General features: G+C 64.8%; 14 protein-coding genes. 6 read left to right on the forward strand and 8 right to left on the reverse strand.

Annotated elements, in window-relative coordinates:
* Positions 1–63: 63 nt before the first annotated feature.
* The 3 genes from GC162_20090 to lysS all read right to left on the reverse strand — a co-directional run bounded on the left by GC162_20090 (position 64) and on the right by lysS (position 3673).
* Entirely contained in the window at positions 64–1509 is a 1446-nt protein-coding gene (locus tag GC162_20090) for an FtsX-like permease family protein (GenBank protein ID MBI1370940.1), read from the reverse strand.
* 45 nt (positions 1510–1554) lie between these two features.
* Positions 1555–1977 (reverse strand): GxxExxY protein, encoded by a 423-nt coding sequence (locus GC162_20095; GenBank protein ID MBI1370941.1) that lies wholly within the window; start codon positions 1975–1977, stop codon positions 1555–1557.
* 145 nt (positions 1978–2122) lie between these two features.
* Positions 2123–3673: a lysine--tRNA ligase gene (lysS, locus tag GC162_20100; protein ID MBI1370942.1), complete on the reverse strand. Its 1551-nt coding sequence runs from the start codon at positions 3671–3673 to the stop codon at positions 2123–2125.
* A 159-nt stretch (positions 3674–3832) separates the two neighbouring features.
* Here lysS and GC162_20105 point away from each other — a divergent pair, with 159 nt between their 5' ends.
* A complete protein-coding gene (locus tag GC162_20105) occupies positions 3833–4582 on the forward strand; it encodes a glucose 1-dehydrogenase (protein ID MBI1370943.1) in 750 nt (249 codons plus the stop codon).
* Between the two features lie 70 nt (positions 4583–4652).
* Here GC162_20105 and GC162_20110 read toward each other — a convergent pair whose 3' ends face one another.
* The 3 genes from GC162_20110 to GC162_20120 all read right to left on the reverse strand — a co-directional run bounded on the left by GC162_20110 (position 4653) and on the right by GC162_20120 (position 6988).
* A complete protein-coding gene (locus GC162_20110) occupies positions 4653–5423 on the reverse strand; it encodes a sterol desaturase family protein (GenBank protein ID MBI1370944.1) in 771 nt (256 codons plus the stop codon).
* Positions 5424–5518: 95 nt separating this feature from the next.
* The gene (locus GC162_20115) at positions 5519–6451 is read right to left on the reverse strand and encodes a hypothetical protein (protein ID MBI1370945.1); all 933 of its coding nucleotides are present in this window, start codon (positions 6449–6451) and stop codon (positions 5519–5521) included.
* Between the two features lie 72 nt (positions 6452–6523).
* Positions 6524–6988: a hypothetical protein gene (locus GC162_20120; protein MBI1370946.1), complete on the reverse strand. Its 465-nt coding sequence runs from the start codon at positions 6986–6988 to the stop codon at positions 6524–6526.
* A gap of 46 nt (positions 6989–7034) precedes the next feature.
* Here GC162_20120 and GC162_20125 point away from each other — a divergent pair, with 46 nt between their 5' ends.
* From GC162_20125 to GC162_20145, 5 genes are all read left to right on the forward strand, one after another.
* Positions 7035–9140, forward strand: a complete 2106-nt coding sequence (locus GC162_20125) for a DUF115 domain-containing protein (protein ID MBI1370947.1) — start codon at positions 7035–7037, stop codon at positions 9138–9140.
* Positions 9141–10080: 940 nt separating this feature from the next.
* Positions 10081–12522, forward strand: coding sequence for an NTP transferase domain-containing protein (locus tag GC162_20130; GenBank protein MBI1370948.1), 2442 nt, complete (start codon positions 10081–10083; stop codon positions 12520–12522).
* The gene (gene neuC / locus GC162_20135; GenBank protein ID MBI1370949.1) at positions 12519–13577 is read left to right on the forward strand and encodes a UDP-N-acetylglucosamine 2-epimerase (hydrolyzing); all 1059 of its coding nucleotides are present in this window, start codon (positions 12519–12521) and stop codon (positions 13575–13577) included. Before GC162_20130 ends, neuC begins: the two co-directional genes overlap by 4 nt.
* A gap of 7 nt (positions 13578–13584) precedes the next feature.
* Positions 13585–14373, forward strand: a complete 789-nt coding sequence (locus GC162_20140; GenBank protein MBI1370950.1) for a hypothetical protein — start codon at positions 13585–13587, stop codon at positions 14371–14373.
* Positions 14374–14446: 73 nt separating this feature from the next.
* Positions 14447–15361 (forward strand): TIGR01777 family protein, encoded by a 915-nt coding sequence (locus GC162_20145; protein MBI1370951.1) that lies wholly within the window; start codon positions 14447–14449, stop codon positions 15359–15361.
* Between the two features lie 6 nt (positions 15362–15367).
* Here GC162_20145 and GC162_20150 read toward each other — a convergent pair whose 3' ends face one another.
* Together GC162_20150 and GC162_20155 are read right to left on the reverse strand one after the other, a co-directional pair.
* Positions 15368–16099: a glycosyltransferase gene (locus GC162_20150; protein ID MBI1370952.1), complete on the reverse strand. Its 732-nt coding sequence runs from the start codon at positions 16097–16099 to the stop codon at positions 15368–15370.
* 55 nt (positions 16100–16154) lie between these two features.
* Entirely contained in the window at positions 16155–20729 is a 4575-nt protein-coding gene (locus GC162_20155) for a hypothetical protein (GenBank protein MBI1370953.1), read from the reverse strand.
* Positions 20730–20745 lie beyond the last annotated feature (16 nt).

Below are 20745 nucleotides of genomic sequence, written 5' to 3' on the forward strand. Positions count from 1 at the left end.
GTGAACAAACCGTCCCGGCCTTTCTCCGCGTTCTCTGCGTCTCGGCGGTTCAACATCATCGTCCTATTCATATCGCAACGACTCCACCGGATCGACGCGCGCCGCCTTGATCGCCGGCAGGGCCGCGCCGATCACCGACGATACGATCGCGACAAGGACGATCACGATCGCCTCGCGCGGATTGATGTGGCTGGGGATGCGATCGAAGAAGTACACGCTCCGGTCCCAGATGACAATGCCGAACGTCGCCCCGAGCCAGGCGTGAATCTCGTTGATGTACGTCACGATCAGGTAGGCGATCCCCGCGCCCATCGCCGCGCCGATCGTTCCGATGGCCAGACCGAAACTCAGGAAGATCGACGCCACGCCCGAGCGCGACGCGCCGATCGCCCGCAGGATGCCGATGTCGCGCGTCTTTTCCAGGACGATCATGTAGAAGATCACGCCGATCATCACCACCGCCACGATCGAGATGATCCCGAACAGCACGGTCATGAGCCCCTTCTCGTTCTCGACCGCCGACAAAAATGCCGCCTGCCGCTGCTCCCACGTGCTGATGCTCATCATCATCCACGGGAGCGATTCCTTGTGCGTCTCCGAAAATTTCTTGTACGCCGCCTGCACCGCGATGCAGAGCTGATTCGCGCTGACCCCGTCCGCCGCCTTGACGTGAATCTCCGTGCAGCGGGCGGGAATTTTGCCGATGATCTTCGTCGGATGCTCCGGATCGACCCGATCCGCCGCGTCCATCACCATCATCCGCTGCGCCGCATCGAACGGCACGAACACCCGGTGGCTGTCCACATCGTACACCCCGCTGTTGAATTCATTGATCACCACGAACTGATCCACCGCCGGCTCGATCACGCCCCCCTTCTCCGTCACCGGCAGCACCGTCAGCGTCAACTGCGCTCCGACGATCGCCGGCGAAAACCGATACGACCCGTCGTGCATGCGGATGTTGTACGGACTGACCTCGATCCCCGTCACCATCGCCGGCCTGTCCGCCACCGGCTCCCACGCCGGCTTCATCGCAATCGCCGCCCCCACCGGATCGCGATCCTTGTAAAGCTGCTTGACGCTGTCGTAAATCAGCTCGCCATACTCATCGCGCGTCTCAAACCGCTTGGGCGTCCAGTACAGCGTCTTGCGATAGCTCGTCACCGCGTCGTAACCCGCCCCGTCGATCCCGTACACCTGCACTTCCTTGATCCGGTCCCCGATCTTCAAAAGCCCGTAGGCAATGATGATCGGCGTCGACGCCTTCGCCTCCGGCAGCTTGTTGATCTCCGCCATGATCTGGTCATACTGCGGAAACCCGCCCAGCCCCGCATACAGCGACACATCGCCCATGACGGTGTGCCCCGCATTGCGCACCAGATCGAGAAAGCCCCCCATGACGCTGATGACGATGATCACCATCGCCGTGCAAAGCGTCACCGCCCCCAATGCAAACACCGGAATGAGCTTGCGGCGAAGGTAGCGGAATGTCAGGAGCAGTTTGTACATGACGCGTATTGAACGATGAAAGCGCTTGTCATTCTCGTCTTGGCATCAAAGCGAGATACGGCGGAGGCCGTCCTTGAGTGTCGTGACATTGAAGTTGATGAGCAGTGCGGTCTTCTTCCGTGTTGCCTTCAGATAGGACAACACCTGTGCTGTATGAATCGGCAATATCGTATCGACAGCCTTGAGTTCAACAACGAGATTCCCGCCAACAAGAAAATCCAATCGACCAGCCCCAACAGTCTGTCCCTTGTAGTCGATATCGACATCGACCTGACGAGCAAAGGCGATCCGCCTGATGGTTAACTCATGCACCAGCGCCATCTCATAGACCGATTCTAAAAAGCCCGGCCCGAGAATGCGATGCACTTCAATGGCTGCCCCGATGACTGATTCCGTCTGAGCATCATGATCAAGCCGACGCTCACCCGGCCCAGCAACCTTATCCACGTCAAAGGGCTCCCGGCTCATCGCCCATCACTCCGACAAGTCTGAAAATACCGATTAAACCACCGAGACACCGAGGACACCGAGAGCAAGACAAAAGAAGCACATCCTGATCTCTCCCTGCCTTCCTCGGTGTTCTCGGTGTCTCGGTGGTTCATGTTCTTGCCTTTCACCCTTGCGGGCGCATCAGGGGGAAGAGGATCACGTCGCGGATGCTCGCCGCGCCGGTGAGCATCATGACGAGGCGGTCGATCCCTAAGCCCATGCCTCCCGCCGGCGGCATGCCGACGCGCAGGGCTTCGAGGAAATCCTCGTCGACCTTCTGCTGCTCGTCCTTGTCGCCGACCTGATGGCGGAAGTGCCGCTCCTGCACATCCGGATCGTTCAGCTCCGAATACCCCGGGCTGATCTCCTGCCCGTTGATCGCCAGCTCATACACATCCGCGAAGAACGGATCATCCCTGTTCTCCTTCGCCAGCGGAATCACCACACTCGGCACATGCGTGACGAAACACGGATCAATGAGCGTGTGTTCGATGACCTTTTCGTAGACTTCGACAAGCTGCTCGGCCGGCGTGCCGTCGAGCTTCAAATCCTTGCCGGGGTTGGATGCGCGAAGCTGATCGATCTGCTCGGCCGAGAGCGCCTGCTTGTCAAACTTCCATCCCGTCCGCTCTTCGACAAGATCGACCATCCGCACGCGCCGCCACGGTCTTGTCAGATTGATCGTCTTCGCGACATTGCCATCCGCATCCTTGTGCTCGATGATCAGCGTGCCGAGCACTTTCTGCGCAACCGTCGTGACCATCTCTTCGACGAGGTCGGCCATGGTTTCCCATGACCCGAACGCTTCGTAGGCCTCGAGCATGGTGAACTCGGGGTTGTGGCGGGGGCTGATGCCTTCGTTGCGGAAGTTGCGGTTGATCTCAAAGACCTTGGGAAATCCGCCGACGAGGAGGCGCTTGAGGTACAGTTCGGGCGCGATGCGCAGGTAGAGCGGGATGTCGAGGGCATTGTGATGCGTCACGAACGGCCGGGCGGCGGCGCCGCCGGCGAGGGGCTGCATCATCGGCGTCTCGACTTCGAGGAACCCCCGGCTGCGCAAAAACTGGCGCATCTCCTCGATGATGGCGATGCGCTTCTGCATCGTCGCCATCACGTCGGGGTTGACGTACAGATCGACATACCGCTTGCGGTAGCGCTGCTCGGGATCGGTGAGCCCGTGCCATTTCTCCGGCGGCGGGGCGAGCGACTTGGCGGCGATGACGAACCCGTCGTCGCCGCTGGCCCAGACGGTGATTTCGCCGGTCTTGGTTTTGGCGAGGGGGCCGGCGACGACGATCTGATCGGAAAGGTCGGTGAGCTTGGCGAGCTTGAAGGCGTCGGGGGCGACGGACTTTTTGCTGATGGCGACCTGCACGTCGGCGGTGGCGTCGCGCAGGGTCATGAAGATGAGGTTGCCCATCTCGCGACGCAGCATGACCCGGCCGGCGATTTTCACGACGGGGCGCTGATCGCTGGCCGCGTCGGCTTTGTGGGCTTCATCGGCTTGTGCGTCGTAGCGGTCGCGGGCGGCGGCGAGGGTGATGAGCCCGTCGATGCGATGACCGTAGGGGTCGATGTGAAACTCATCGCGCAGGCGGGCGAGTTTGGCTCGCCGGTCGGCTTCGACGGTGTTGGCGGGATGCTCATGGGCCGGGTTTTCAGGGGCGTCAGACATAGTTCGACCATCGTAGCGAGCCAGCCCCCGGAAGCAACGGCGGCGGGGCAGCCGGGCCCGCGTCCTCGGCGTCTCGGCGGTGAATTTCCAGGTAATTCGGTCCACGCCTGTAACGCACCGTCCTCAGCGTCATCAGACCATGACGAAAGGAACATTACCATGAGTGCCAACTACAAGAACAAAGTCGTCGTCGTCACGGGAGCGTCCAAAGGGATCGGGGCGGAGATCGCCCGGCAGTTCGGAGCGGCCGGGGCGAGCGTGGTCGTGAACTACAGCTCGTCCAAGGCCGGGGCGGACAAGGTGGTGGACGCCATTCAGGCCGCCGGCGGCAAGGCCGTCGCGGTGCAGGCGAACCTCGCTGTCGAAGCCGACGTCCGCAAGCTCTTCGCCGAAACCAAGAAGGCGTTCGGCCGGGTCGACGTGCTCGTCAACAACGCGGGCATCTACGACATGCAGCCCCTGGAGAATATCACCGCCGATAGCTTCCACAACCAGTTCAACCTCAACGTGCTGGGCCTGCTCTTCGCCTCGCAGGAGGCGGCGAAGCTGATGAGCGATGGCGGGAGCATCGTGAACATCAGTTCGATCGTGGCGGTCTACACGCCGCCGGCTTCAGCGGTGTACAGCGCGACGAAGGCGGCGGTCAACGCCATCACCAGCGTGCTGGCGAAGGAGCTTGGCCCGAAGAAGATTCGCGTCAACGCCGTGAACCCCGGGCTGGTCGAGACGGAGGGGACGACGTCGCTGGGGCTGGTCGAAGGCGACTTCCACAAGATGTATGAACAGCAGGCCCCGCTCGGCCGCATCGGCGCGCCCGGCGACATCGCCCCGGCCGTGATGTTCCTCGCCTCGCCCGATGCGAGCTGGGTCACCGGCGAAACGCTCTACGTCGGCGGGGGATTCAAATGAAAAGGCGTCAGACGTCAGCGGTCAGGTGTCAGCAGGAAAATGCTGATGCTTGACCGCTGATCGCTGACAGCTACTTTCTTCGGAACGGTGCGGCGAGCATGGCCAGAAGCGATCGCGATTCGGTGGGGTCCGCGCCGTCGAGGCCCTGACGGATCGTCGTCGGGTCGTCCCGGCGGCGGAACGTGCCGAAGAGGCGGTCCCAGAACGAGAACACCGAGCCGTAGTTCGAGTCGGTCTCCGGCTGCACATCGCTGTGATGGACCCAATGCACCCACGGCGTGACGATCAGCCAGCGCATCAGCCGGTCCACCCGATCCGGCACGCGCACGTTGGAATGATGAAACAGAATCACCGGCTCAAGCACGCATTCGTACACCAATAACTGCTCGAGCGTCAGCCCCAGCACCGGCACGACCGCGAGCCGGGCCAGCGACGAGAGCGCGATCTCGACGATGTGAAAGCGCATCGCGGAGCTGGCGTCCATTTCAGTTTCCGTGTGATGCACGCGATGAAACCGCCAAAGCCACGGCAGCTTGTGATTGGCGACGTGCCACGCGTACATCCATGCATCGAACATCACAAATGCGACGATCCACCTCGCCCACGCCGGCAGTACGATCCGATGCAAGAGGCCCCATTGCTGCTGCGCGACCAGCGCGAGCGCCGACGCGAAAATCAGCGCGACCACCGCGGCGTTGATGAAACCCAGCGCGAGATTGCGGGCATCGTGCCGCAGCCGGTCGCGCCGGCCGAGGTATTGCGGCATGATCGATTCGAGCACCCAGAGCGTCGCCAGCACGCCGACGATCAGCCCCAGCTTGATGAAGCGCGGATCGGTCATCGCGATACATGATATCGCCGGTGCGGTCGATGCGTCGCCGAGGCGAAAGCTGCGGGATGGGCATCCCTCAGCTTTTCGTCGTCAACGCGATCGCGTCACTCTTCACTGATGCGGAGCACCTGCGTGCTGGTGACTTCCTTGTTGGTTCGCACGAGCGTGCGGCCGCCGAGGGTGAGACTGATTTCCAGTTCGAGCGTCTGGTCCCCGTTGGAGCCGACGACTTCGTGGCGCGTCGTGTCGAACATGATCTGCGAGCTCTGCGTGGCCTTGACCGTTCGCACCTTGATCGGCGGCGCGTTGGCGGGCACGTCCGACATGTCCGGCTCGAAAGTCATCTTCGAATTGCGATTGATCATCGCCACGTCGATCCCCGCGATCTTCTCCACGCCCGTCAGGTTGTACGTCGAGTCGAAATGGATGATCCCCATGCGGTGCGATCCATCGTGCTGCTCGCTCCATTTCGCGCCCGGCTTGGCGCCCGCCGGCCCGCCGACGAGCACGGCCAAATCCATGGCGATCTCCTGAAAATACGACTCGTCGAGCTTCTCGCCCGCCGGGCCGGCCTTGTCCTGAATCGCTTTGAACCCGCTGACGTGTCCGATCGTGCCGTCGGGGCCGACCGAGACTTCCAATGGCGCGCCGGTGATGGCGTTGATCCATGTGCGGAGGCCTTCGGTGGCCGGGTCGGACCCGCGGCCGTCGACTTCGAGCTTCGTGCCGCTCGGGTCGGTGATCTTCATGGTCAGCTTGTCGAGCGTCATGCGCGCCGTCCCGCCGGACTGACCCGGGCCGGGCGTCTTGATGATCTGCCACGTGACTTCCCCGCCGAGCTCCACCACCGACTCGGCCGGCTCGGTCATGCCCTGAATCTGCTGCACGGTCAGTTCCGTCTGCGTGATGCGGTAGCGGCTGACCTGGCCTTCGGTCCAAATCGGGCGAAGGTCGTAGCCGTCGCCGTCGGCCGCCCGCGCGGCGGCGCCGGCGGCGAGGATCAACATGAACACGATTCGATTCAGGCGATGTTTCATGGGAACCACACTTTCAATACGGGTCGCGTTTTCGTTTGGCCGCGAGCCATCGGCAAGCGCTCGCCGCCAACATCAGGGCAGATACGCCTTCCGTGCCGGTTGATCGTTGACGCTGATCATTTGAATTTCGCTCACGCGCCACAGGCCGGCGGACTTTCTCCAGTGTAGCAGCCATTGGCTCTTTGTGGGGAATTCGCCGCCGTCGGACCGGATGCGGACATAGATGGCGAACCAGATCTGACCGGCATCGGGCGCATCGACGCGGGCTTCGAGGGCGGTGATCGAGCCGGCCTGAATGTTGTACTTGGCGCTGGCGCGCTGGGCCATGGCGATGATCTGATCGCGGTTCATCAGAAAGAAAGTCACGTTTTCATCCAGCAAACCGCTCATCGCCGCGGCGTCGATCGGCTCGCGCGCCACGGCGTCGACGAGCGCCTGCGTCCGCTCCGCCAGTTGCTCCCGATCCGTGTGAACGGCGTTCGCAATCAGCGGAACGGCGATCGCGCCCAAGAGCGGAAACAGGGCGGATCGCTGCATCCGGATCTTCTCGAGTCGTCCGCCGACGACGAACAGCGCCGCCGCGATGGCCAGAAAGAAAATGACCAGCGGCCAGGGATTCTCAAAAAGGATGTGCTCCAGCAGCGGCGGGTTGGGCCAGTCGGTCGGCAAACTTCAAGCCCTCGGCTTGGGGGTTCCGATAAGAACACAAGCGCCCCGGCGGAGTCGGGGATGCGTGATTATATCTTTGTGGAGCTTCGTTTATCGCATGTCGACGGTTTTGGATCGCAATCTCGCCGCACTGTCGCGGCATAACGCCGTGGCGGCGGAGCAGATTCGACAATCCGCCCCGATCGACGGGCTGGAGTGGACCGCCGCGCGCGATGGGGCCGAGTCGGCCTCCGTGGCGGCGCAGTCCGACGACGGCCGGCTCATCCGAATCACCCTCGCCTCGCGCCATCAGCCGCTCACCGACGCCGAGCAGTTCGCCGCCAAGGCCAACCTCAATGACCACGGCACGATCATCGTGCTCGGGTTCGGCCTCGGGTATCACGTGAGCAAACTCGCCGACCGCGTCGCCGGCAAGGGACTGCTGGCCATCTATGAACCCGACGCCGGCCTGATGCGCTCGGTGCTCGAACGCATCGATTACTCGACGATGTTCGCCCGGGGCGTGCTGCTTTTGCTCGGCTCGCCGGACGAAGCGGAGATGACCCGGCGCTTCGAGCCGCACGCGAGCTTGATCACGCAGGGCGTCGAGTTCCTGTCCCACGCCCCGACGCGCCGGCTTCACGAAACCGACCTGACCGCGTTCACCGAGAAGTTCACGAAAGTCGTCGCCTTCGTGCGGACGACGATGGCGACCACGCTCGTCAACGCCGCGCTGACCTGCCGCAACCTCGCGCACAACATCGGGCACTACGCCGCGGGCGCGACGGTCAACGAGCTGGCCGGCGCCGCGGCGGGGTATCCGGCGGTGCTCGTGTCGGCGGGGCCGAGTCTGGCGAAGAATGTCGCGCTCCTGTCCGAGCCGGGCATGCGCGAGCGCGTGGTGATCATCGCCGTGCAGACCGTGCTCAAGCCGCTGCTCGATCGCGGCATCCGTCCGCATTTCGTCACGGCCCTGGACTATCACGAAATCTCGGCGCGCTTCTACGAAGGTCTGCCGCCATTGCCCGACGTGACGCTCGTCGCCGAGGCCAAGGCGCATCACGCCATTCTCGACGCCTACCCCGGTCCGATCCGCATTCTGCAAAACAGCTTCCTCGACCGCCTGCTGGGCCCGCTGCATCGGCCGATCAAGCCGATGAAGCCCGGCTCGACGGTGGCGCATCTGTCGTTCTATCTCGCTCAACATCTCGGTTGTGATCCGATCATCTTCATCGGACAGGACCTGGGCTTTTCCGACGGACTCTACTACAGCCCCGGCACGGCGATTCACGATGTCTGGGCCCCCGAGCTGGGCGTGTTCAACACGATCGAGATGATGGAATGGCAGCGCATCGCGCGGCACAAGGCGCATCTTCAGAAACGCACCGATGTGCACGGCCGCCCCATCTACTCCGACGAACAGATGCTCACCTACCTCGCCCAGTTCGAGCGCGACTTCGCCCAGGCGTCGCAGACGATCATTGACGCCACCGAAGGCGGCCTGCCCAAACAGCACGCCGCGGCGATGACCCTCCGGGCGGCGCTCGATCTGTACGCGCTTCGGCCGCTGACGCATCTGCCACAGGCGAGCACTTCGCTCGATGCCCAGCGGCTGGCGCTGGTCGACGACCATCTGCGCCGCCGGCTCGAACAGGTCAAACGATTCCGCAACACCAGCGAACAAACCCTGCCGCTGCTGCGACACATGATCGAAGATCAGCGGGACCATGCGAAGATGGACCGCCTTTTCGATCAGCTCGAAAAGCGCAAGCGCGAAGTCGCCGAGCTTCAGGAAGCGTTCACGCTCGTCAACGACCTCAACCAGATCGGCCTGTTCAAGCGCGTCCGCGCCGACCGGGCCATCGAGGCGGGCGAACACGAAGACCCCTACCTGCGTCAGGCCCGCCAGCTCGATCGCGATATCGACAATGTGCAGTGGCTCGTCGATTCGTGCACGGAGACGCTGGAGATTCTGCATGAGTCGATCAGCCGACTCAAAACGCAGAAGCAACAGGCCGCCGCTGAGCGAGGCGCCGCATGATCCGACCCGCCGCACGCATCATCGCCCTGCTGCCGATGACATCGAACGTCAAGGGCACGCATCTTTCGACGACGCTCGATCGGCTGAGCCGGTGCAAACTGCTGGACCGCATCGTCGTGATTCACAGTGCCGACCGCCCGCTGCCGGCGATGCCCAAATCCGGCCGCGTCGGCGTGCATACCGTCGACGGCCCGGTCGATGACACCGTTCACGCCTCGCGTCAGATCGCCCGCGCGTTTTCGCCCACCGCATGGCGCGGCGGACTGGGGGGCGCGTGCTGCTACGACGAAGTCCTCGCCGCCCGCGCCATGGTGTCCGCGCTCGACGCCTTCGAGGCGACCGCCGGGCTGATCGTCTCCCCCGACTGGCCCGCCGTCGACCCGGCGCTGTGCGACGCGGTCATCGAGCGCCATCTGCGCCAGAGCGAGCAGATGAAACTGGCCTTCACGCAGGCGCCGCCGGGGCTGGCGGGCTGCCTCGTCGAGCGCGACCTGATGGCGGAACTCGATCGGAAGCAGGCGACGATCGGCTCTCTGCTCATGTATCAGCCGCACCTCCCGCAGGGCGACCCCATCGGCAAGGACCCGTGCGTGCTCATTGATCCCGTGGTGCGCGGTTTCATGGGCCGCATCAGCGTCGACGCCCCGCGCTGGCGCCGGCTTTTGGACCGACTCGGAGGGGCGGACCTGACGGCCCGCCAGATCGTCGAAAAGCTCGCGCCGCACCTGGACGAGGCCAGTCTGCCGATGCCCCAGCAGGCGACGCTCGAACTCACCAGCGCGCGCCTCGCCACCGGGCCGATCGTACCGCAGCATCACGTGGCGGTGAGTCGGCCGAACATCCCGGTCGATGACGCCAGGCGCGTCATCGCCTCGCTGGCGGTCGAGCCGGACGTCGCGCTGACGCTGGGCGGGCTCGGCGATGCGCTCCTGCATCCGCAATGGCGCGACATCATCGCCGCGGCGCGCGAGGCGAACATTCGCGCGGTGCACGTCGAAACGGACCTGCTCGTCGATCAGGCGGCGCTGGAAGCGCTGATCGAATCGGAGGCGGACGTCATCAGCGTCCGCATCAACGCCGACGCGCCGGCGACGTACGAGAAGCTCATGGGCATCGATGCATTCAATCGCGTGCTCACGAACGTCGAATGGCTCCTCAATCACCGCAAGGCGGGCCGGCCGTGGATCGTGCCCCGGCTTGTCAAAACGGCGGAGAATGTGCACGAACTGGAGAGCTTTTTCGATCGGTGGATGTATTACTGCGGGCATGCGGTGATCGAAGCGCCGACGACCGGCGGGGGACTGATGCCGGACCTGGCGGTGCTCGACATGTCGCCGCCGAAGCGCGTGACCTGCCGCCAGCTCGCGCGCCGCATGACGATTCACAGCGACGGATCGCTGGCGCTGTGCGATCAGGACTGGCGCGGCGGGACGCCCGGCCGGCTCGACGAACAATGGAAAGCGCACACGCAACTGCGACAGGCCCACGCCGACGGCTGCTACCGGCAAACGCCCCAGTGCGCCGGCTGCCGCGAATGGCATCGGCCGTGAGCGACGCATCATCTATGACCAAGACACTGTGCATCATTCTCGCGCGGGCCGGGTCTAAAGGTCTGCCGTCCAAGAACGTCATCGATCTCGTCGGTCGCCCGATGATCGAGTACACGCTCGACCACGCCTTCGCCGCCCGCCGCCTCGATCGCATCGTGGTGAGCACCGACGACGCCGTCGCCGCGAAGATCGCCCATCGACGGGGCGCCATCGTCGTCGGCCGGCCCGCTGAACTCGCCCACGATACCGCGACCATCGACGACGCCGCGCGTCACGCGCTGACCACGATCGAGGAAGCGGAGCACGCGCGCTACGAACAGATCGTCATTCTCTACGCCAACATCCCCGTGCGCCCGCTTGACCTCATTGACGCGTCAATCGACAAGCTGCAAAAGACCGGCTGCGACAGCGTGCAGTCGGTGTATCGCGTGGGCAAGACGCATCCGTTATGGATGCGCCAGCTTGTCGGCGAGCAGCACGATGAGCTGATCGCGTATCAGGAAAATCAGATCTACCGTCGGCAGGACCTTCCGCCGGTGTTCATGCTCAACGGCGGGATCATCGCCGTGCGGCGCGCCGCGCTGATGAACGTCATCCCCGGTCAGCCGCATGCTTTTTTGGGTACGGACCGTCGCGCGATCGTGACGGACGAAGCGGCGGTGATCGACGTGGACACCCCGCGCGATCTGGCGATCGCGCGCGCGACGCTCCAAAGCGCCCAGCGCGGCGAGGCGGTCACGCCGCGGACCTTCCCGCCGATGCACATCGCCGAGCGCGCCATCGGGGCCGGTCAGCGCGCTTATGTCATCGCCGAGTTGGGCGTCAATCACGACGGCTCCGTCGAGCGGGCGCTTCAGCTCACCGCCGCGGCCAAGAATGCCGGGGCCGACGCCGTCAAGCTGCAACTGTTCGACGCCAAGCTGCTCTTGAGCAGCGAAGCGATGCTCGCGGCGTATCAGCGCGCCAGCGCGCACGACCCGCACGAGATGCTCGCCCGGCTTCAGCTTAGTGTCGATGACATGCTTCAGGTCCGGGCTGCCTGTCGGCGCATGGGCCTTGGTTTCATCGTGACGTGCTTTTCCATCGAGCTGCTGTCGGCGATGCGCCGGCTCGACGTCGATGCCGTGAAGATCGCTTCGCCCGACGCGGTGAATCTGCCGCTCATCGAGGCGATGCTCACGCTTCGCAAGCCGCTGATTCTTTCGACGGGAACGTGCGGGTTCGACGAGCTGACGCCGACGCTGCTGCGGTGCGCCAAGCATCCGCTGACGCTGCTGCACTGCGTCAGCGCGTACCCGACGCCGCCCGAGCACGCCAATCTCCGCCGCATCGGCGCGCTGGCGGCGACGTTCGGCCGGCCCGTCGGCTATTCCGATCACACCGACGACCCGAGCACCGGCATGCTCGCCGTCGCGCAGGGCGCGACCGTCATCGAAAAACATCTGACGTACGACACCGCCGCCGCGGGCCCCGATCATGCCGCGAGCTTCGATCCCGATCAGCTTCGCGATTACATTCGGCGCATCCGCGCCGCGGAGCGGATGCTCGCCGGCGATCCGTATCACATCAGCGAGCCGGAGCGCGAAGTTCGTAAGGTCAGCCGGCAGAGCGTCTGCGTCGTCCGCGATCTGCCCGCCGGTCATGTGCTCACGCGCGCCGACCTGACCGTCAAGCGCCCCGGCACGGGCATTCCCGCCGCGCAGCTCAGCGCCGTCGTCGGCCGCCCGCTGCTCAAGGCCGTCCGCGCCAACGCCCTGCTTCACGAAAGCGACCTTGAATCGAGCCAGAACCGCTGCGATGATGGTGACATCACCCAGCGGGACGTCGCTTGAGCAATCGCCGCACCATCGCCGTCGTCACGGGTTCGCGGGCTGAATACGGCCTGCTCGCGCCTGTCATGCGCGCGATCGCCGATCGCTCCGATCTTTCGCTGCGCGTCCTCGTCGCCGGGGCGCATCTCGTGACGGGCACGGAGCGCGATGTGAAGTTCAAGGTCGCGGCGCGCATCCCGATGCAGCAGCGCGGCAAGACGGGACGACTTGCTGACGCGCTTGCCTTGTCGCGCGGCGTGGCGGGATTCGCCAGGGCGTTCGACAAGCTCAAGCCCGACTTCGTGCTCGTGCTCGGCGACCGCATCGAGCCGTTCGCGGCGGCGAGCGCGGCGAGCGTCGGCGGGTTTCGCGTAGCGCATATTCACGGCGGCGATCGGGCGGAGGGCGTAGCGGACGAGGCGATGCGCCATGCGATCAGCAAGCTCGCGCATATGCACTTCGCCGCGTCGGCGCTCAGCCGCAAGCGGCTTTTGAAGATGGGCGAGCAGCATGTGTACTTCACCGGCTCGCCCGCCGCCGACGGACTCAACCGCGTCAAGCCGGCGAAGGATGCGCCGCAAATCATCGTTCTTCAGCACCCAATTGGCGCGGACGATGCGAAAGAGCGCCGCTGGATGCGACAGACGCTCGCGGCGACGGAGGGGTTTCATCGCCTCGTGATGGGTCCCAACACCGACCCCGGCAGCGCGGGCATCGTCGCCGCCCTGCCGCCCAATGCCGTCGATCACATGGCGCGCGACCGCTGGTTGTCGATGCTCGCCGGGGCGCGCGTGCTCGCAGGCAACTCCTCGGCCGGTCTCATCGAGGCGGCCGTCCTCAAAACGCCCGTCGTCAACATCGGCCCGCGCCAAGGCGGACGCGAACGCCCGCGGAACGTCATCGACTGCGACTACGGCGAGAAGGAAGTCCGCCGGGCGATCAAGCGGGCCATGAAGCTCGACCTCGACAAGCTCAAGCATCCCTACGGCGACGGCCGGGCGTCGAAACGCATCGCCAAACTCCTCGCCGCCGTCTCGCTCGAAACGATCAGCGTCCGCAAGCACAACGCGTATTGAACGCCGCATGACCACCGCACCGATCATCACCCTGCTCACCGACTTCGGCCTGTCCGACGTCTACGTCGGCATCATGAAAGGCGTCATCCTCACGCGCTGCCCCGCCGCGACGATCATCGATCTCACTCACGATCTGCCGCAGGGCAACATCCCGCAGGCCGGCTACCTGCTCGCCGCGGCGTGGCGCTACTATCCGGCCGGCACGGTGCACTGCGCCGTCGTCGATCCCGGCGTCGGCACGGACCGGCGGATCATCGCCGCCGAGGTCGACGATCAATTCTTCATCGCGCCCGACAACGGGCTTCTGTCGAATGTGTTTGACGAAGGCGAGGTGAAGCGGGTCGTGAGCGTGGAGAACGAAACGCTGATGCTCGAGCCGATCAGTCAGACATTTCACGGGCGCGACATCTTCGCGCCGTGTGCGGCGTCGATCGCGGCGGGATTGCGGCTTGAGGCGCTGGGACCGGCGACGGATGAATGGATTCATCTGCCGCGCATTGAGCCGGGCCTCGGCCCGCATGGGCGGCGCACGGGTCAAGTGATTCACATCGACCGTTTCGGCAACATCATCACGAACCTGAGAGCCGCGGACGTGCCCCGCCGGCCGCGCCTGCACATCGCGCGCCATTCGATTCGCGGCCTTCAATCCAGCTACGCCGCCGTCCCGCACGGCGAACTGCTGGCGATCATCGGATCGACCGGCCGAATCGAAATCAGCATCCACCACGGCGACGCCGCCGCCATGCTCGGCGTGAGCGTCGGCGACGAAGTCACGATCGAACGCGAAGCGGACTGAACCGCGGACGCCCCGATTGTGATCCCCCGTGAAATTCGACTAACATAGACCGGTTCGATCAGAGGGATTGTTCATGAAGATCGCGATCAGCGGATCCAACGGGCTGCTCGGCTCGGCGCTCGTGCAGAGTCTTCGCGAAGGCGAAGGACATCACACGATCCTGCGCCTCCTCCGCAAACCCACCAGCGCCACCAGCGAAACCTTCACCATTCACTGGCTCCCGACCGAGGGCACGATCCAGGGCAAGAAGCTCAACGGGCTCGACGCGGTCGTGCATCTGGCCGGCGACAACATCGCCAGCGGGCGGTGGACGAAAGCGAAGATGGACAGCATTCGGCTCAGCCGGGTGATGGGCACCAAGACGCTCTGCGATGCCATCGCGCAGGCGCCCGATCCGCCGAAGGTGCTCGTGTGCGCCTCCGCGGTCGGGTTCTACGGCAATCGCGGGGACGAGGAGCTGACCGAGCAGTCGCCGCCGGGCAAGGGTTTTCTGGCCGATGTGTGCAAACAGTGGGAGGCGGCGACGCTGCCGGCGGTGCAGCGCGGCGTGCGCGTCGTGTACCTGCGCTTCGGCGCGGTGATCTCGCCCGACGGCGGCGCCATCAAGAAAATGCTCAAGCCCTTCGAGTTCGGCGTCGGCGGCACCGTCGGGTCCGGCAAGCAGTACATCCCCTGGGTCAGTCTCGAAGACGCCGTGCGCGTCATCGAGCTTTCGCTCAACAGCAGCGCCGTCGCCGGGCCCATCAATGTCTGTGCGCCCGATCCCGTGACGAACAAACAGCTCACCAAGGCGCTCGGCGCCGCTCTGGGTCGCCCGACGATTTTCCCGCTGCCGGGTTTCGTTGCGAAGATGATCTTCGGCTCGCAGATGGCCGAGGAAGTCCTGCTCGCCAGCACCCGGGCCGTCCCGCGCAAGCTCATGAACCTCGGCTTCCAGTTCAAGCACACGGACCTGGAGGCGCTGCTTAAAAGTCAGTTGCGTCACTGATCGCCGTTACTTCGATTCGGGGTCGCCGACCTTCGTTTCGTTGACCCGCTGCTGGCCGTACCAGATATCGAGCCCTTCGCGCTTGCGAAGTGAGCGGCCGAGCGTCAGGATGGAAAGCGCCATCGTGCGCAGATGCATGCCGGCGGTGTGCGTCTGAAGTTTGCGGGCGCTGGTGCGGACATGGTGGGGCAGGATCGTGAACGGGCCGCACCGGTGCAGCGCGACGCTCAAGGCGATTTCCTCGGCCGCGAAGAACTCGGCGTTGAACCCGCCCACCGCCTCGAACGCCTCGCGCTTCACGAACACGAAGCAACCGGCGGCGAAACGCAGCGTCCTCGAAATCGTGTTCCAGAGCGTCAGCGCGATCCGACCCGAAAATGGAATCGGCGGCGTCATCTCCACCAGCGCCCCGCCCGCCGTCGAACCCGCCTGCGTGCTGCGCCACGCCGCCGCGAGCGTCCGCGGCGATATCTGCGTGTCAGCGTCGATGAAAAACAGCAGTTCGCCCCGCGCTTCCTTCGCCCCGGCGTTCCGCACCGCCGCGATGTGACGCAGCTTGACCGACACGACGCGCGCTCCCTGTTCCGCCGCGATCGAAGCCGTACGGTCCGTCGAGTCGTCGTCAACGACGATCAACTCGTACAGCTCGCCCAGCGCGCAGGCCGCCGCCTGAATGTGCGACAGCGTCTCGCCCAGAAGCGCTTCCTCATTGTGCGCGGGAACGATGAACGAAATCATACCCAAAGCGTATCACGCCCCAGCCCGACCGGCCATCGGGTCAAACCCGACGCCCTCACGCCGCCGGGGACTTGAGCAGGGCGTCGATCGGGTCGTGCGAATCGGTGAAGTCGCCGGGATTGAGCCAACTGCTTGCCGGGCCGGCGGCGAAAGCGTCCGCCTGCATCAGGGCCGCCTGAATCCGCATCTGCGCCATCGCCTTCGCCGACGCGATGCCGAACGCGTCTGCGCCGGCGGGGGCGTCGTCGTCAATGATCGTGCCCAGCGCGACGTAGTCGTCGCCGCGCATCGCATTGGTTGTCCGGGCAATCCCCGCGCGGAACGTCTCGGTGTTCTCCACCGTGTTGTCATCGACGATCGACACGCTGAACATCTTGCTCGTCTCGCCCGGCTCGAAGGTGATGACCTGCGTCGCGCCGGCAAAGTCATAGCGTCCGCGGGCGGTCCCGTTCGCCAGCCCCACCACCGCCTGCACCACTTCGTCCGACGGCTTGTCGAGCGTCAACTCGAACATCGCCGTGCCGTCCGACTCGCTGACCGTCGTCCCGGCGATGCTCACGCGTGGCGGGGGCACCTCGTCGTCGACGATCGTGCCGATGCCCTGCGAACGCGCGATCTCCGAGTTGATCGCCCGCGAAAGCACGACGCGGAACGTCTCGTCCGATTCGAGCACGTGATCGTTGACGATCGACACCGTGTACGTCCTGGTCGTCTGACCGGGGTCGAAGGTGATCCGCTGCGTCGCGCCGGTAAAGTCGTAGCGCCCGCGGGCCGTCCCGTTGGCGAGGCCGGCGATGACGCTCACGGACTGATCCGACGCCTTGTCGAGCGAGATCGTGAACGTCGCCGTGCCCGCGTCTTCGTTGACGGAGACATCGTTGATGCTGATCATCGGCGGCGGGGTTTCGTTCTCGACGATCGTGCCGTGACCGACATTGCTGGCGATCGTGGCGTTCGTCGCACGCGAGAGCATCACGCTGAACGTCTCGTCGCCTTCGTAGATCGCGTCGTCGATGATCGACACGGTGTATGTCGCGGTGGTCTGACCGGCTTCAAACGTAATCCGCTCCGCGCGGCCGTTGAAATCGTAGCGCCCGCGTGCCGTGCCGTTGGCGAGGCCGGCGACGACCGTCACGGTCTGATCGGACGCCTTGTCAAGCGAGAGGGTGAACGTCGCGGTGCCGTCGTTTTCGTTGACGGAGACGTCGTTGATGCTGATGGCGGGCGGGGGCGTTTCGTTGTCGACGATGGTGCACACGCCGCGGTTGTCGGCGATCGTGGCGTTCGTCGCGCGGCTGAGCACGACGCTGAACGTCTCGTCGCCCTCGTAGATCGAATCGTCGACGATCGTCACGGTGTACGTCGCGGTGGTCTGACCGGCTTCGAAAGTGATCCGCTCCCCCCGGCCGTTGAAGTCGTAGCGACCCCGGGCGGTCCCGTTGGCGAGGCCGGCGACGACCGTCACGGTCTGATCGGACGCCTTGTCGAGCGAGAGGGTGAACGTCGCGGTGCCGTCGCTTTCGTTGACGGAGATGTCGTTGATGCTGATGGCGGGCGGGGGCACGTCTTCGCTGACGATCGTGCACACGCCCTGCCCATCGCTGATGTCCACGCCCGCCGACGCGCGCGACAGGTTGACGTAGAAGACTTCGTCGGATTCGACGAGGTTGTCGTTGATGATGGACACGGAGTAGGTCGCGGTGGTCTGCCCGGCGGCGAAGGTCAGCGTGGCGGCCCGGCCGTTGAAGTCGTAGCGTCCGACGGCCGTGCCGCTGGCCAGGCCGGCGACGACGCTGACGGTGTGGTCCATCGCCTGCGAAAGCGAGACGGTGAACGTCGCGGTGCCGTCGGTTTCGTTGACGGTGGTGTCGTTGATGGAAAATGCGGGCGTGATGACCGGGGCCACATCGTCATCGTGAATCGTGCCTACGCCTTGTCCATCGGCGATTGTCGCGCCGCTCGCGCCTGACAGATTGACGAGGAACGTCTCGGTCGATTCGACCGTGCTGTCGTTGAGAATCGCGACGGTGAACGTCTGCGTGGTTTGACCGGCGGCGAAGGTGACGGTCTGCGACTTGGCGGTGTAGTCGGAACCGGCCAGCGCGGTGCCGTTGGCGGTGGCGACGTTGACGCTGATCGCCGTCGCCGACGCATTGGTGAGCGAGAGCGTGAACGTCGCGGTGCCGTCGCCTTCGTTGACGACGGCGTCGCCGATGCTCACCAGCGCGATGTCATTGTCGACGATGCGGCCGACGGCCTGAGCGTCCGCCAGCGTCGCGCCCGACACGTTCGAGAGGTTCACAAAGAACGTCTCGGTTGATTCGACCAGCGTGTCATTGGTGATGGCGACCGTGAAGGTCTTGGTGGTTTCGCCGGCGGCGAAGGTGATGGTCTGCGACTTGGCGGTGTAGTCGGAGCCGGCGAGCGCGGTGTCGTCAGCGGTGGCGACAAGGACGCTGACGGCGGAACTCGACGCGTTGGAGAGCGAGAGCGTGAACGTCGCGGTGCCGGCGCTCTCGTTGACCGACGCATCGCTGATCGAAAGCGCCGGCGTGGGCATCACATCGTCATCAATGATCGTGCCCACGCCCTGTCCGTCCGCGATCGTCGCCCCGCTCGCGCTCGACAGATTGACGAGGAACGTCTCGGTCGACTCGACCGTGCTGTCGTTGAGAATCGCGACCGTGAAGGTCTGCGTGGTTTGACCGGCGGCGAAGGTGACGGTCTGCGACTTGGCGGTGTAGTCGGAGCCGGCGAGCGCGGTGCCGTTGGCGGTGGCGACGTTGACGCTGATCGCCGTCGCCGACGCGTTGGTGAGCGAGAGCGTGAACGTCGCCGTGCCGTCGGCTTCGTTGACGGTCACGTCGTTGACGCCCAACAGCGCGATGTCGTTGTCCAGGATCGTGCCCACGGCCTGATTGTCGGCGATCGTCGCACCGCTGACGTTGGTGAGGTTCACGAAGAACGATTCGGTCGGCTCGACGAGGGAGTCATTGGTGATGGCGACGGTGAACGTCTTGCTGATTTCACCAGCGGCGAAGGTCAGCGTCTGCGACTTGGCGGTGTAGTCGGAGCCCGCCGTCGCGGTGTTGTCAGCGGTGGCGAGATCGACGCTGATCGACTGAGCGGAGGCGGCGGAGAGCGAGACGGTGAAGCTCGCGGTGCCGGCGTTTTCATTGACGGTGGCGTCGCTGATCGTGATCGACGGCGTGGTGGGGGTCGGGGGCTGATCGGGGGCGACGATGGTTCCGCTGATCGAATACTGACCCAGACTCGCGTAGTCGGAATAGCCGGTCGTGGCGGGGTCGCCGTTGCCGACGCCGCTGATGTGCAGGTAATACGTTCCGGCGGCGAGGGTCGAGTTGATCGAAGCGGACAGCAAGGTCGAAGGATTGGACGACGTGATGAGATTGCCGGACGAATCGTAGAGTTCGGCGAGGATGTCCAGGTTCGCGCCGCGGTCGGCGGGATTGATGTTCAGACTGACGGAGCCGGCGCCGGTGGTGAAGCTGAAAACATCGACATCGGTGGTGCGTTCGATGATGCCGACGCCCGCCACGGTGGTTGACGAAGGCGTCGCCAGCGCCGCCGCGGCGGCATTCGTGTTGCCGTAGTCATCGGCGCGGTAGCCGAAGCCGTTCTGCGAGCTGATGATCGCCAGATCGTCCTGCGTATTGTTGGCCCCGGCGTATTCGCCCTTGGACCATTGCGTGAGGTTCTGGTAGTAGCCGACGCCCATGATCGGCGCCCAGCCGGTCGTGCCCGAGCCCTGGCCGGCGTAGTAGCCGGTCGAGGCGTTGCCGTCGTGACTGAGCCCGAGCGTGTGGCCGACTTCGTGGCTGATCGCTTCGGCGGTGTACTTTTCGTGACCGTTGCCGAGCTGCGCGGTGAACACGAACGCCGGCGTGTCGGAGTTCCAGTTGAACGAGCCCACGTACGCCACGCCACCGGCCGACCCGTACCAATCGGTGCTCGAGCCGCCGATGACGACGCGAATGCCCCAATCGGTGTCGGACCCGCCGCTCTTGGTGAGCGCCGCGGCGCCGGGGTCTTCGGTGGTGATGTCCACGTCGAACGGCAGGTAGTCCTCCGCGACGCGCTGCCAGATGTACTGAATGCGCGACAGCTCGGTGTCGGAGAACGCGCTGGCGTTGCCATCGATGTCATACGCCGCGGTGACGATGTTCGCTCCGCCGGTGAACGTCGAGTTCCAGATGGTGCCGCTGGTGACGTAGCCGGTGAAGTCGAGGTAGACCTTCTTGCTCGCGCCGGCGTTGGAGTGCAGGGCGAACGTGTCGGACAGCGCGGCCAGCGGCGTGTACGAATTGAGCTCGGCGATCGTCGCTGCGTCCAGCGCGATGGTCAGGTCCGGAATCTCCGTCACATCCAGCTCAGGATTCGCCTGCGACGGATCGATCGTCGCGTCCATCACGATCGGATCGACGGCCGGGTCAACGACCGGATCAAGTTCCAGCCCCGGCACGAGCACGGTCAAAAGGAGCCGCTGCTCGAGCGTTTCGAGATTGAGGCGACCTCTGGCGCGCGTCGCCGCACGCTTGCGGGCGCGCTGGGCCCGACGGGAACGTTTGCGACCGCCGGCCGACAGAAATCCGCGATAGCTGAAGGACATGAATCACTCTCGCTGG

The sequence above is a fragment of the Planctomycetota bacterium genome (assembly GCA_016125255.1).
GTDB lineage: Bacteria > Planctomycetota > Phycisphaerae > Phycisphaerales > Zrk34 > RI-421.